The 13,159-nt window shown below is 69.3% G+C and carries 13 protein-coding genes and 1 tRNA gene; 5 read left to right on the top strand and 9 right to left on the bottom strand.

The features are described 5' to 3' along the window. Positions 1–81: 81 nt before the first annotated feature. Both OG205_RS44205 and OG205_RS44200 read right to left on the bottom strand, forming a co-directional pair. A tRNA-Glu gene (locus OG205_RS44205) sits at positions 82–153 on the bottom strand. Between the two features lie 143 nt (positions 154–296). Continuing rightward, positions 297–1,667 (bottom strand): PucR family transcriptional regulator, encoded by a 1,371-nt coding sequence (locus tag OG205_RS44200; protein WP_330273701.1) that lies wholly within the window; start codon positions 1,665–1,667, stop codon positions 297–299. A gap of 82 nt (positions 1,668–1,749) precedes the next feature. On the opposite strand from OG205_RS44200, the gene OG205_RS44195 reads away from it, so the two are divergent. The 4 genes from OG205_RS44195 to OG205_RS44180 all read left to right on the top strand — a co-directional run bounded on the left by OG205_RS44195 (position 1,750) and on the right by OG205_RS44180 (position 7,211). Continuing rightward, a complete protein-coding gene (locus OG205_RS44195; protein ID WP_330273700.1) occupies positions 1,750–3,174 on the top strand; it encodes a sodium:solute symporter in 1,425 nt (474 codons plus the stop codon). Next, positions 3,171–4,109 (top strand): agmatinase, encoded by a 939-nt coding sequence (speB, locus tag OG205_RS44190; protein WP_330273699.1) that lies wholly within the window; start codon positions 3,171–3,173, stop codon positions 4,107–4,109. Before OG205_RS44195 ends, speB begins: the two co-directional genes overlap by 4 nt. A gap of 88 nt (positions 4,110–4,197) precedes the next feature. Next, on the top strand, positions 4,198–5,811 hold the full coding sequence (locus OG205_RS44185) for a thiamine pyrophosphate-binding protein (protein WP_330273698.1): 1,614 nt from the start codon (positions 4,198–4,200) through the stop codon (positions 5,809–5,811). Beyond that, on the top strand, positions 5,811–7,211 hold the full coding sequence (locus OG205_RS44180) for an aminobutyraldehyde dehydrogenase (protein ID WP_442916868.1): 1,401 nt from the start codon (positions 5,811–5,813) through the stop codon (positions 7,209–7,211). The genes OG205_RS44185 and OG205_RS44180 overlap by 1 nt, the downstream gene beginning before the upstream one ends. Here OG205_RS44180 and OG205_RS44175 read toward each other — a convergent pair. Next, positions 7,186–7,980: an oxygenase MpaB family protein gene (locus OG205_RS44175; RefSeq protein ID WP_330273697.1), complete on the bottom strand. Its 795-nt coding sequence runs from the start codon at positions 7,978–7,980 to the stop codon at positions 7,186–7,188. The genes OG205_RS44180 and OG205_RS44175 overlap by 26 nt on opposite strands. 49 nt (positions 7,981–8,029) lie before the next feature. Then, positions 8,030–8,722 (bottom strand): hypothetical protein, encoded by a 693-nt coding sequence (locus tag OG205_RS44170; RefSeq protein WP_330273696.1) that lies wholly within the window; start codon positions 8,720–8,722, stop codon positions 8,030–8,032. Positions 8,723–8,780: 58 nt separating this feature from the next. Here OG205_RS44170 and OG205_RS44165 point away from each other — a divergent pair, with 58 nt between their 5' ends. Beyond that, entirely contained in the window at positions 8,781–9,725 is a 945-nt protein-coding gene (locus OG205_RS44165; RefSeq protein ID WP_330273695.1) for a zinc-binding dehydrogenase, read from the top strand. Here OG205_RS44165 and OG205_RS44160 read toward each other — a convergent pair. From OG205_RS44160 to OG205_RS44140, 5 genes are all read right to left on the bottom strand, one after another. Continuing rightward, on the bottom strand, positions 9,715–10,059 hold the full coding sequence (locus tag OG205_RS44160; protein ID WP_330273694.1) for a hypothetical protein: 345 nt from the start codon (positions 10,057–10,059) through the stop codon (positions 9,715–9,717). The genes OG205_RS44165 and OG205_RS44160 overlap by 11 nt on opposite strands. A gap of 52 nt (positions 10,060–10,111) precedes the next feature. Beyond that, the gene (locus OG205_RS44155; RefSeq protein ID WP_319978796.1) at positions 10,112–10,819 is read right to left on the bottom strand and encodes an anti-sigma factor family protein; all 708 of its coding nucleotides are present in this window, start codon (positions 10,817–10,819) and stop codon (positions 10,112–10,114) included. Then, positions 10,816–11,367, bottom strand: a complete 552-nt coding sequence (locus tag OG205_RS44150; protein WP_319978795.1) for a sigma-70 family RNA polymerase sigma factor — start codon at positions 11,365–11,367, stop codon at positions 10,816–10,818. The genes OG205_RS44155 and OG205_RS44150 overlap by 4 nt, the downstream gene beginning before the upstream one ends. A 124-nt stretch (positions 11,368–11,491) precedes the next feature. Continuing rightward, complete coding sequence (locus tag OG205_RS44145; protein WP_330273693.1) at positions 11,492–12,427, bottom strand: DUF1996 domain-containing protein; 936 nt, start codon at positions 12,425–12,427, stop codon at positions 11,492–11,494. Positions 12,428–12,485: 58 nt separating this feature from the next. Beyond that, entirely contained in the window at positions 12,486–13,133 is a 648-nt protein-coding gene (locus OG205_RS44140) for a GntR family transcriptional regulator (protein ID WP_330273692.1), read from the bottom strand. Positions 13,134–13,159: the final 26 nt, after the last annotated feature.

Genomic DNA, 13,159 nt, shown 5'->3' with positions numbered 1-13,159 from the left:
GTTTTCGAAGATTCTTTGGGTCCGTCTGACATGGACACCTCTGCGGGAGGGCCCGGTCCACCCCACTGAGACCGGGCCACGTAGCGCGTACGGGGATCGAACCCGTGTTTCCGGATTGAGAATCCGACGTCCTGACCACTAGACGAACACGCCAGGAACGAGCATTGAGACAAAAATGCTCGCAGAAATAGAAGAAAAGGAACTAGCAGGTCACAGCTTGGAGGGCGCTCCGGCCCATTCATCTGCTCGGATCATGGAACAATGATGACCGAGAACGCGCACCCGCCGCAAAGCAATTAATCGAGCCACGTCAGCGCGAGCCAGAGCGAGGCTCGCGCGTCGGCCGTTCCAAGATCACGACCGAGCAGCCGTTCGACGTGGGAGATCCGGTGCCGAACGCTGTTGCGGTGCACGCCGAGCACCCCCGCGGTCCGGTCCCAGCTGCCGTGCTGACCGAGCCAGGCCCTCAGCGTGTCGATCAGTTCGGGGCGTCCGAGCAGTCCCGCGAGCTCACGGCGGGCGAACTCGCGTGCCGCCACCGGGTCCACCAGAGAGGACAGATCGGACGCCGGAAAGGCGGGTTCGCCGGTGGCTTTGGCGCGGGCCAGCAGGGTCAAGGCCTCGGCCGCCGCGCGGTCCAGCTCGGACCGGGGCACGGAGGCGACCCCGTCAGCGGAGGGGGAATCGGCGACCGGTGACACCCCCACCGGCCCCGACACCTCCGTCCCCGCGGCCAGCAGCGCGAGGAACCCGCCACTCTCCTCTTTCGACACCAGCGGTCCGTACCGCTGGGCCAGCACGTCGTAGTCCGCCTTCGACTCCCCCGCCACCACCCGATAGGGGCCGGGTCCCAGCACCTTCTCCACCCCGGACACCCGCGACCGCAGCAATGCGGAGGCCGCGAGCCGGGCGATCTGGCCGCGTTCGCTCTCCAGGTCCCGGCGCAGCAGTCCCAGCAACGCCAGCGCGACCGCGACGACGGCCCGTTCGGCAGGCGACAGCGGGGCCGGCCGGCGCACCACGAGCACCGCGGTCTCGACCGGGTCGAGCGTGACGTGGTCTTCACCCACCTGGGTCGAGGCCGAACGGGGTCCCCTGCCCGACGCGACCCGCCCGACGAGCGAAGCGACGTCGCCGGGCGCGAACGCGGGATCCACGAGATCGGCCCGGCAGTTCAGCACCACGGCCAGCGTGGTCAGCACCGACTCGACCGGACGGACGCGGGTCGCGGCACGGGTCAGGGCGTGCTGGCTGTCCGCGAGCATCCGCTGCTCCCGCAAGGCGATCTCCGCGAGCAACGCCCCGAGTGCCTGCGAGACCGCGAGGAACGGCGTCGACGGCGGCACCTCCAGCAGCGGCATCCCCTGCGCCGCACAGGCTTCCACCAGCGATGACGGCACCGTCGGGAACTCCGGCTCGACACCGAACCCGATCGCGGAGACGCCCGACGCGACCAGCCCGGCGACGTAGGAGGGCACGTCGGACGGGAACCGCACGCCGGCCGTGAGCAGCAGCTCCTCGCCCACCAGGTAGGGCGTCGGGTCCTCCAGTTCGGACACGTGCGCCCAGCGGATCGGCCGGTCCAGCGCGTCGGCTCCACACAGGACGGTCAGCCCGAGATCGACTCGGGCCACGAGATCCCGCAGCGGGACGGTTTGCACAACCATGGTCCGCCGATTGTGCACAACGACCACTTACCAGCGCCAGCGCGCGTTCCTACCGTGACCTTCAACCCAAGGAGGTCCGACAGTGGCTCTCGACTACGCGGTGATCGCCGCCTACGTGCTCGGCATGATCGGCATGGGCTGGTGGGGCATGCGCCGCGCCACCAGCAAGAGCGAGTACCTGGTCGCCGGACGCAGGCTCGGCTTCACGATGTACTCCGGCACCATGTCGGCCGTCGTGCTCGGCGGCGCGTCGACCATCGGTGGTGTCGGGCTCGGCTACAAGTTCGGCGTCTCCGGCGCCTGGATGGTGTTCGCCATCGGCCTCGGCATCCTGCTGCTCAGCGCACTCTTCGCGCGCCGGATCGTCAAGTTGAAGGTCTACACCGTCTCGCAGATGCTCGATCTTCGGTACGGCGGCAACTCCAGCATGATCTCCGGCCTGGTGATGGCGGCCTACACGCTGATGCTCACCGTCACGTCGACGATCGCCTACTCCACCATCTTCAACGTCCTCTTCGGACTGCCCAAGTCCCTCGGCGTGATCATCGGCGGCGGCATCGTGGTGCTGTACAGCGTTCTCGGCGGCATGTGGTCGATCACGCTGACCGACATCGTCCAGTTCGTCGTGAAGACGGTCGGCATCCTGTTCCTGCTGCTGCCGATCAGCCTCGCCACCGCCGGCGGGTTCGACGGCATCCAGGCGCGGCTCAACGACCCGGCGATGTTCGAGGTCGGCAACATCGGCGTCAGCACGATCGTCACCTACCTGCTGATCTACGTGTTCGGCCTGCTGATCGGCCAGGACATCTGGCAGCGCGTGTTCACCGCCAAGTCCCCGAAGGTCGCGACCTGGGGCGGCATCACCTCCGGCCTCTACTGCCTCGTCTACGCGGTCGCGGGCGCGTTGATCGGTCTCGCGGGCAAGGCGCTGTACCCGGACATCGCGAACAAGGACGAGGCGTTCGCGACAATCGTGGAGAACCTGCTGCCGACCGGTGTGCGCGGACTCGTGCTCGCCGCGGCGCTGGCCGCGATGATGTCCACGTCGTCCGGTGCCCTCATCGCCTGCGCCACGGTGGCGTCCAACGACATCTGGCGGCGGAAGACCGATTCGGACGTCCACAACAACCGAATGTTCACGCTCGTGATCGGTGTCGTCGCGATCGCCGTCGCGGTGGCGCTCAACGACGTCGTGGCCGCGCTGACAGTCGCCTACAACATCCTCGTCGGCGGACTGCTGGTCGCGATCATCGGCGGTCTGGTGTGGAAGCGCGGCACCCGGCTCGGCGCGATGGTGTCGATGGCGGTCGGGTCGCTGACGGCGATCGGGTTCATGGTGTTCGTGGACGTGTACGCCAACGAAGCCATCTATTACAGCCTCGGCGCGTCGTTCGTGACGTACGTCGTGGTCAGCCTGGCCACCCCGCCCACCTCACCCGAGGTGCTCGCGAACTGGGACCGCCGGGTGGCCGGTGACGCGACCGAAGAGGAACTGGTGAACGCATGATCGGCCCCGTCGACTCCTCGAAGATCCCGCGCTACGCGGGACCAGCGACCTTCGCCCGGCTGCCGCGCCTCGACCAGGTGGCGCACGCGGACGTCGCGGTGGTGGGAGTCCCGTTCGACACCGGCGTCTCGTACCGGCCGGGCGCGCGGTTCGCGCCTTCGGCCGTGCGGGAGGCGTCCCGGCTATTGCGGCCGTACAACCCCGGTCTGGACGTGTCGCCGTTCGAACGCATGCAGGTCGTGGACGCCGGCGACATCGCGGTCAACCCGTTCCACATCGGCGAGGCCATCGAGACGATCGAGGGCGCCGCCACCGATCTGCAGGCCGAGGGCACCCGGTTGGTCACCATCGGCGGTGACCACACGATCGCCCTGCCGTTGCTGCGGGCCGTGTCGCGGATCCACGGGCCGGTGGCGTTGCTGCACTTCGACGCGCACCTCGACACGTGGGACACCTACTTCGGTGAGCCGTACACGCACGGGACGCCGTTCCGGCGCGCGGTTGAGGACGGCATCCTCGACACCGAGGCGATCTCGCACGTCGGCACGCGAGGACCGTTGTACGGCAAGAAGGATCTGGAGGACGACCGGCGGCTCGGGTTCGGCATCGTGACGTCGTCGGACGTGATGCGGCGGGGCGTGGACGAGACCGTGGACGCGTTGCGGCAACGGATCGGTGCTCGGCCGCTGTACGTGTCGATCGACATCGACGTGCTGGATCCGGCGCACGCTCCCGGCACAGGGACTCCGGAAGCCGGCGGGATGACCTCGCGGGAGCTGCTGGAGATCGTGCGCGGACTGCGGGGACTCAACCTGGTGGGGGCGGACGTCGTCGAGGTGGCTCCTGCCTACGACCACGCGGACATCACTTCTGTGGCAGCCTCGCACCTGGCCTATGACCTCGTGAGCTTGCTGGCACTGAAGGAGGGCGTGTGAGCATCCCGCAATCGTCATCACTTCTGTGGCAGACAGCGCACATGGTGGCCTACGACCTGGTGAGCTTGCTGGCACTGAAGGAGGGCGTGTGACTCGCAACGGTGGCGATGTCGTCGTCGAGACGCTGGAGGCGCTCGGCGCGCACACCGTGTTCGGCATTCCTGGCCAGCACGCGCTCGGGCTCTTCGACGCGCTGCGGCGATCGGAGCTGCGATACGTCGGTTCGCGGACCGAGGTCAACGCCGCCTTCGCCGCCGACGGGCACGCGCGGATCACCGGCTCGGTGACGCCGCTGCTGGTGTCGACCGGGCCCGGCGCGCTGCAAACCCTTGCCGGGCTGCAGGAATCGGCCGCGGGCTCGGCTCCGGTGCTGGGCATCTCGTCGCAGATCCCCTCGGCCGGGCTCGGTGGCGTGCGCGGCGGGTACCTGCACGAGCTGACCGATCAGCTGGCGTCGTTCCGGGACGTGGTCAAGCACGCTCGGGTCGTCCGGCACGCGTCGCAGATCCCGTCGGCGCTGGCCGAGGCGTGGGAGATCGCGCTGTCCGCGCCGTTCGGGCCGGTGTGGGTGGAGATCCCGCAGGACGTGCTGCTCGGCCCCGTTTCCGTGCCGCCGGTGACGTCGGTGTCCTGGTCGCCGCGCGAGCTGCACCCGCGTGCGGAGCTGGTCGAGGAGGCCGTGCGGTTGCTGGACGGCGCGGCCCGGCCGGTGATCCTGGCCGGTGGTGGTGCTCTTGGCGCCGCTGACGAGCTGCTGGAGCTGGCGGAGAAGCTGCGGGCGCCGGTCGTGACGACGTTCGGTGGCAAGGGCAACTTCCCCTGGGGGCACCCGCTTTCCGCGCAGTCGTGGCTGGAGGACTGGCACACCACGGAGTTCCTGGCCGACGCGGACGTGCTGCTCGTCGTGGGGTCGGGACTCGGTGAGCTGTCGAGCAACTACCGGACGTTCCGGCCGCGTGGCGCGGTGATCCAGATCGAGGCCGACCTCGGCAAGCTGGAGTCGAACTACCCTGCCCTGGGCATCCACGCCGACGCCCGCCATGCCTTGCGCGCGTTGACTTCCGGCGTGACGGCCCGCGCTGCCGACGACGTCGCCGAGGGACGGGTGATGGCGCTGCTCGCGGGCGTGCGGCAACGGTTCACGCGGCAGGAGCTCGACCTGGAGTGGCAGGTTCTCGCTGCACTGAGGGCGGCCGTTCCGGACGGCATGCCGACCTGCTGGGACATGACGATCCTGGCCTACTGGGCCTGGTCGGCGTGGGATCCGCGCGGTGGTGCGCAGTTCTCCGCCCAGGGCGCCGGCGGGCTCGGTTACGGCTTCCCCGCCGCGCTCGGAGTCGCGGCGGCCGTCGACGGGCCGGTGCTCGCGGTGTCCGGTGACGGCGGCGCGATGTACGGGATCTCGGAGCTCGCCACGGCCGCGCAGCACGGGTCGCGGGTCGTGTGGCTGATCGTCGACGACGGCGGCTACGGCATCCTGCGCGAGTACATGACCGACGCGTTCGGGCAGGCCACCGCCACCGAACTGAGCCGCCCGGACTTCGTGGCGCTCGCCGAGGCGTTCGGGGTGCCCGCCACCCGCAGCACGCCCGAGTCGCTGCGCGAGGATCTCGCCAAGGCGTTCGCCGCGGACGGCCCGCACGTGGTCGTGCTGCCCGCGGTGTTGCGCATGTTCGCCCCCACGCATCTGGAGCACACGTGATCGTCGCGAACTTCGTCAACGGCACCCAGATCTCCGCAACGGGGTCTGCTGCCGAAGAGACCTCACCGCTCATCGATCCCGCCACCGGCGAGGAGTTCGGGCGCGCGGTCGTGTCGCGTGCCGCCGAGGTCGACGCCGCCGTCCAGGCCGCCGCAGACGCCTTCCCCGCGTGGTCGCGCACGACGCCCAGCGAACGTCAGCACGCACTGTTGAAGCTCGCCGACCTCCTGGAAGCCAACGCCGAGGCGGTCGCCGACGCGGAGGTCCGGGAGACCGGCAAGGTCCGCTCGGTGCTGCTGGACGAGGAGATCCCGCAGTGCGCGGACCAGATCCGGTTCTTCGCCGGTGCCGCCCGCGCTCTGGGCACGGCCGCGGCGGGCGAGTACGTCCCTGGCCACACCTCGTACCAGCGGCGTGAGGCGGTCGGGGTGATCGCGCAGATCACGCCGTGGAACTACCCGCTGATGATGGCCGTCTGGAAGATCGCTCCCGCACTGGCCGCGGGCAACACGGTGGTGCTCAAGCCCGCCGACACCACGCCGTCGTCCGCCGTGCTGCTCGCGTCGCTGGCCGCGCAGGTGCTGCCGGCGGGCGTGTTCAACGTCGTGCTGGGCGACCGCGACACCGGCCGGTCGCTGGTCGAACACCCCGTGCCCGCCATGGTGTCGCTGACCGGCTCGACTCGCGCCGGTGTCGAGGTGGCCCGCAGTGCCGCCGCGACGGTGAAGCGCACGCACCTCGAACTCGGTGGCAACGCGCCGGTCCTGGTGTTCGACGACGTGGACGTGGCCGCCGCCGCGGAGGGCATCGTCGGCGCCGCGTTCTACAACGCGGGCCAGGACTGCACGGCCGCGTCACGCGTGCTGGTGCACTCGGCCGTGCACGACGAGTTCGTCGCGGCGCTGGTGAAGGCGGCTTCTGCCCAGGTTCCCGGCACCGACTTCGGGCCGTTGAACAGCCAGGCCCAGCTGGACCGGGTGCTCGGCCTGCTGTCCCGCTCCGCCGCCACCGTCCACTGTGGAGGAAAGCGGTACGGCTCGGCCGGGTTCTTCCTGGAACCCACCGTGGTCTCCGGCCTCACGCAGGACGACGAGCTGGTCCAGGAGGAGGCGTTCGCCCCGCTGATCACCGTGCAGTCGTTCGCGGATGACGACGAGGCGATCTCTTTGGCCAACGGGGTTCCGCAGGGGCTCGCGTCCTCGATCTGGACCCGCGACACCGGACGGGTGGCGGCACTGACTGCCCGGCTCGACTTCGGCATCGTCTGGGTCAACACGCACGGCCTCGTCGCGTCCGAGATGCCCCACGGCGGTTTCGGTGCCTCGGGCTACGGCAAGGACCTGTCGATGCACGGCCTGGAGGACTACACGCGCGTCAAGCACGTGATGATCGCGCACTGAGCATTGCTTGGTACGGCATCGGGTAGTGCAACAGGCTGGCCGGGACGAACGCGGACACGAGCCGGATCATCCGGATCCACCGGCGCAACCTGCGTTCGTCGCGGTCCGTCCACTCCAGACCGAGCTTGTCCCGCAACGCCTCCGGCAGCGTGCCGACCGCGAAGTCCGGCAGCACTCGCGCCGCGACCGGCCGCACCAACGGCCAGAGAGCGCTCGGCAGATGTTCGGTGCCCGGCGCCTTGCCGGACCGCAGCTCGAACGCCTCCAGCAGGCTCTGCACCCCGTCGGTGCACGCCAGCTGGGTGGCGACCACGTCGTCGAGGTAGGCGCGCAACGCGGTGAGATCGCCCGGCATCGTCCTGATGCCGAGCGTCTCGCCTGTCTCCCGCCACTCCCGGTACAGGCGCTCCTCTTGGATCGCGGGCATCCTGGGACGCAGCAACCGGTACGCCGTGAGCAGCGAGTCGAAGCTGGTGGCGTGCACCCAGCGGAACAGCTCCTCGTCCGCGCCGGGGATCAACGCGTGCGACCGCACCAGCCGATCCGCCTCTCCCGCGGCCTGCTCGCCACCGAACAACCGCAGCTGGGACGAGGTGATGGTCCTCGTCAGCCGGGCGAACGGGTCGGCGCGGTAGCCGTCGCGCACCGCGGCGGCGATCACCGGGTGCGCGACCTGCATCAGCACGGCGCGGCCCAGCACCACCAGCTCGAACCGGGTGTACCAGCCGAGCCGCCACGTCACCGACTCCGGTCCCAGCGTCACGACCATGATCATTCCCCGGTTCCGGCCACCCGATGAAGATCAACACCCGAAAGGGCTACAAGGGGTGGACGAACCCCTTCATCAAGTACTTCTCGTACTGGAGCGGGTCGAACGCGCCCCAGTCGGCGACGTCGTTCTCGCGGTACTCGAACTGCTCGGCCAGCACGTACCCGTCCCGGAAGTCCGGCGTGGTCAGCGAGTAGCCGCCGTCGACCAGGCCGACGGCGACCCGGCTCAGCACCGGCGGGACCTTCATCTCCCGGATGCCCTCGAAGATCAGCAGGACCTCGGTGGGCTCGGACGGCCCTCGCTCCGAGCAGAAGCAGATCTTCCTGTCCGCCACGTGATGCCAGAGCACGGAGAAGTCCCTGGGCACCCACAGCGGGAACGGGTTGCGCCACCCTCCCCAGAAGCCGCGGCCGCCTGCCCAGCTCAGGGTCAGGTCGATGAGCTCCTGAACGTGACCGCGCGTGTCCATCTCGAATTCGAAGCGCTTGCGCGCCTCGATCTCCAGCCGCTGCCCGATCACCCGGACCAGCTCGCGCACCTCGTCGTCGTCGAAGTTGTTGAACGCGAGCCAGTCAGGGCCGCGGTCCCGGTGCGCGGTGAGCCGGGCGGCGAGCGCCGGGCTCGGAACGAGGCGCTCGAGCACCTCGGCCACCCAGTCGATCATCCCGGTGGAGGCGTTCCAGCTGAACGTCCAGGCGGGATCCTCGCCGGGCCTGTTCAGGAAGACGTAGGAGGACACCCGCCGAAGCGTAGTGACTGTTGACCTCCAGTTAAGTGGAGTTCGTAGCGTCAGCGGCATGTTCGCGATTCGGCAGTACGAGTTCGGCCCGGCGGAGAACCTCAGGTTCGAGGAGGTTCCCGACCCGGAGCCCGCCGCGGGCCAGGTCCGCGTCACCGTGGCCGCCGCCGGCGTCCACCTCGTCGACACCACGATCCGCAAGGGCGGCTTCGGGCCCGTCGGCTTCCCGATGACGCCAGGACGTGAGGTCGCCGGTGTCGTCACCGCTCTCGGCGAGGACGTCGAGCCGGAGTGGCTCGGCCGCCGGGTCGTCGCGCACCTGGGCCAGGCGAACGGCGGCTACGCCGAACTCGCGGTGGCCGGCGTGAGCGCCCTGCACGCGCTGCCCGACGACGTGTCGTTCGAGGCGGCGGTCGCCATGATCGGCACCGGTCGCACGGTGGTCGCGGTGCTCGACTCGGCGAAGCTCACGAAGGACGACGTCGTGCTGGTGACGTCGGCGGCCGGCGGCATGGGCGCGTTGTTCGTGCAGGAGGCGCGCAACGTCGGCGCGCAGGTCATCGGCCTCGCGAGCACCGAGAAGCTCGACCTCGTCATGGACAACGGCGCGGACGCCGCCATCGACTACACCCAGCCCGGCTGGGCGGACGGTCTCAAGGACATGACCGTGGTGCTGGACGGTGTCGGCGGCGAGGCGGGCGCCCTGGCGTTGAAGACGCTCGGACCGGGCGGGCGGCACGTCATCTACGGCTGGGCGTCCGGGACCATGACCCCGATCAGCACGGAGGCGTTGTTCGCGAACAGCCTCACCGCGACCGTCGCGCTCGGGCCCGGCCTGATGCGGCGCGGGCTGCGAGTGCTGGAGGACGAGTCGATGGCGGGGCTGGCGAGCGGCCGGTTCGTGCCGCTGGTCAACCCGGCGTTCGCGCTGAAGGACGCCCCGAAAGCGCACGAGGCACTGGAATCCCGTGCCACGGCCGGAAAAGTGGTGCTCAGGCCGTGACCCAGCGGTCGGCCATGCCGATGAGTTCGTCGACCACGGCGTGGATGATCGCGTTCCGCGGTTCGGCGATCGGTTGCACGGCCTCGGTCGCTGCCTTGAGGTCGGCGCGGATGACCCGCACGATCTCGGCGGCCTGCTCCTGGTCGTAGAAGCTCAGCCCGAAGTAGCCGTATTCGCCGGCCACGATCTCCCGCAGCGAGACGGCCAGTCGCTCGTCCCGCACGTGGTCCGCGCACACCTCGACGGCCCACAGCATCGCGGCACGGGACGGGTTCCACGTCTCGTAGTCGCGGTCGGGGAAATCGGGCCAGTCGAGGTTGAAGATTCCGGACATGCGGAAAAGGATAATGGGGCCGTCCAAAGAGGACGACCCCATTGTCCGTCGGTCACGCCTGAACCGGCACCTCGACGTACTTCTTGCCCGCGAAGTTCTCGACCACCACGGACTGCACGTCCTTGGGGTCGACCAGCGCGGAACCGTCCAGGTTCGTGCCCTCGGCGGCGCCCTTCTTGGACACCACCCAGGAGCCTGCCTCCTGGCGGCTGCCGTCCTTCGACACAACGAAGATCCGGCACTTCTCGCCTTCGGGAATGCCGTTGATCGCCATGTTCGTGCGGACCCATCCGGCGGCGGGGACGACCTTCACCGTCATCGACGCCTTCGTCACCGGGTCCGTGAACGTGGCGAGCCTGGTGCCCGCCGGGTCCGGTGCCACCGTCGGTGTGGGAAGGGCCGAGTTCACTTCGGGTGAAGTGGCCTTACCGACGAAGACTCCGGCGCCCAGCACCAACGCGGCCACTACGGCCGCCGCGGCACCAAGCGTGAACTGACGACGCCGTGCGACGCCACCTCGTTCCGAACGCACCTGGCGCAAGGTGCGCTGCAACAACAGATCGCCGCCCTCGGGCGGCCCGTCCAGCATGGCCTCCGGCGGCACCTCGCCGAGGAAGGCCTCCATGTCGCGGAGCTCTCCGAGTTCACGCGCGCATTCAGGGCAGGACGCCAGGTGCTCGTCCATCTCCCGCACCTCCTGCTCGTCCAGTGCTCCAAGAACGTAAGCACCGAGCAGTTGCGGGTCGTGCTGCGTGGTCATCCGGCCACCCCCTTCAGTGCGACCTTCTGACCTCCGAAGGTCTCCCTCAAGGCTCGCAACGCGTAATACGATCTGGATTTCACCGTTCCCGGTGGCACCCCGAGCGCCTGCGCCGCCTCCGTCACGCTCCGGCCGCGGAAGTAGATCTCCATCAGCACGTCGCGGTGGTCGGAGGACAGCCTGTCGAGCGCTTCGAGCACCACCACCGAGTCGACGACCTGGTCAGCGTGGTCGCGCTCGATCGGTGGCGTCGTCGGGGACTCCGCCACCTCCTGAGGGCGCGCTGCCTTCGCACGCACCCTGTCGGTGACGATGTTGCGCGCCACCGTCAGCAACCAGCCGCGCACCGATCCCTTGCCGTTCACGAGGGCGTCGGGATGGCGCCACGCTCGGACCAGGGTCTCCTGGACCACGTCCTCGGCAGCCGCCCGATCGCCGGTCAACCGCGTCGCGTACGCCAGCAGCGCCCGACCGTGCTCCTCGTAGAGCGATCGGATCAGTGCCTCGTCGGCCGCGGTCTCCCGTTTGCGGGAGAACAAAGCCGCCATCCACCCACTCCTCCCCGCCCGCGAACACCTCTTGCGGGCGTCCTGTTCAAGACCTCAGCCGACACACGAGCGACAGAGAGCTTCGGTTCAACGGATTTGAACCAGAAAATAGAATTGCCGGATGTTAGCGGGACCGGTTGAGGTGGCCGACCAGCTCCGCCATCTGCGCGTCCGGCATGACGTTGATGTACATGCCGTGGTCGGTGGCCGGGTCCCTCAGCTCCTCCTCGAAGCTGTCGATGGCGAACGGGTGACCTGGTGGAATGTCGTAGCCCACGGTGACGTGCAGCCGCGGGATCGGGAACGTCTTGGCCGGGCACATCCCGCCGGCCAGCGGGAACACCACGTGGGTGCGGTGCGAGGCGCTGTCGGTGTTGTTGCCGTCCCAGCAGCTGCCGAAGTCGTAGCTCCGCAAGGTGGTCGCGTTGCCGCACAACGGATATTTCGTCGTGTAGCGGCCCGGCCGGTCCGAGCAGCCCCACCGGGCGCGCGTGTTCGGGCCGTAGTCGTTGGTGAACGCCGACGGATCGCCGGTGATCAGGCGCAGGAACCGCGGCATCGGCAGGACGGCGCTCACCGGGCTGCCGTCGTACCGGACCTCCACGCTCTTCGGCCTGAGCACCTCACCGGTGTTGCCGTGCAGGCCGCCGCCGTCCGCGTGCGCGTCGTGGCCGGTGCCGTCGGTCAGGCGCAGCACGGGCCAGTAGTAGGTCGAGAGGTCGTCCTTCTCGCACGTCGTGGACGCGGCCGCGAGAGAGTCGTCGGTCGACTTGGCGTCGGCCGACCTGTTGCCGACGTACTCGTGCGTGTGGTGCGCGCCGAACGGGATGCCTGGTGAGACAACGGGGTTGTCGGCGTTGAGGTGACGTTCCTCGTTCGCACCGCACCGGATGACGACGTTCGGCGTCTTCGGTTCGGTGAGCACCTGGTCGAGCTCGCTGACGTACTGGTCAGAGGACGGCGCGCCGCTGGACGTGCCGTTGAGCAGGACCGCGGAGCCCGCGACGACGAGGACCGCGACCACCGCGACCGCGAGGGTCGCCGGTTTGTTCCTGGTCACGGTCACAGCCTGCCAACCCGTTCGGGCAAACCGAAGTGGCCTGTCTCAACTGGACCGGTCACCGCTGCTCCACGAGTTTCGCGTACGAACCGCGCAGGTGTTCCTCCGCCGCACACCCTGCCTTCGTGGCGTCACCGGAGCGCAGGACCGCGACCAGACCGGCGTGCTCCGGCACGACGTTGCCCTGGTAGGAGGGGTCGCCGACGATCCGCGCGAGCAGGAACAGGTGGACCTGACTGCGGATCGCCTGCCAGGCCTCCGTCAGTCGCCGGTGGCCCGTCGCCGCGTACACGGCGTCGTGGAACTCGATGTCGAGCGCGACCCGTTCGGCGTCCGTCCGAGCAAGTTCCATTGCTCCGACAACCGCGTCGAGAGCGTCGAAATTCCGGGCTTTGACCGCCGCCGTCCGCATCGCGAGGACGTCCAGCGCCGTCCGCAGCGTGTAGAGCTCGTCGACGTCCTCCGGGTCCAGCGGGCGCACCCACGTGCCGCGGTGCCACTCGGACACGACGAGACCCTCGCCTTCGAGCAGCACGAGCCCTTCGCGCACCGAACCGCGGCTGACACCGAGCTGACTCGCGAGGTCGACCTCCTTGAGCGCGCTGCCGGCGGCCAGTTCACCGCTCAGGATCGCGTCTCTGATCCGGTCCGCGGCCTCCCCCGCGACACCTTTGCGCAGGACCGGCCGGACAGCGGGGAGAGGCATGTCCAAATGTTGACATCGCCGAAACA

The organism is Lentzea sp. NBC_00516, assembly GCF_036346835.1.
GTDB classification, from domain to species: Bacteria; Actinomycetota; Actinomycetes; order Mycobacteriales; family Pseudonocardiaceae; genus Lentzea; species Lentzea sokolovensis.
This window is presented reverse-complemented; position numbering and strand designations above follow the sequence as displayed.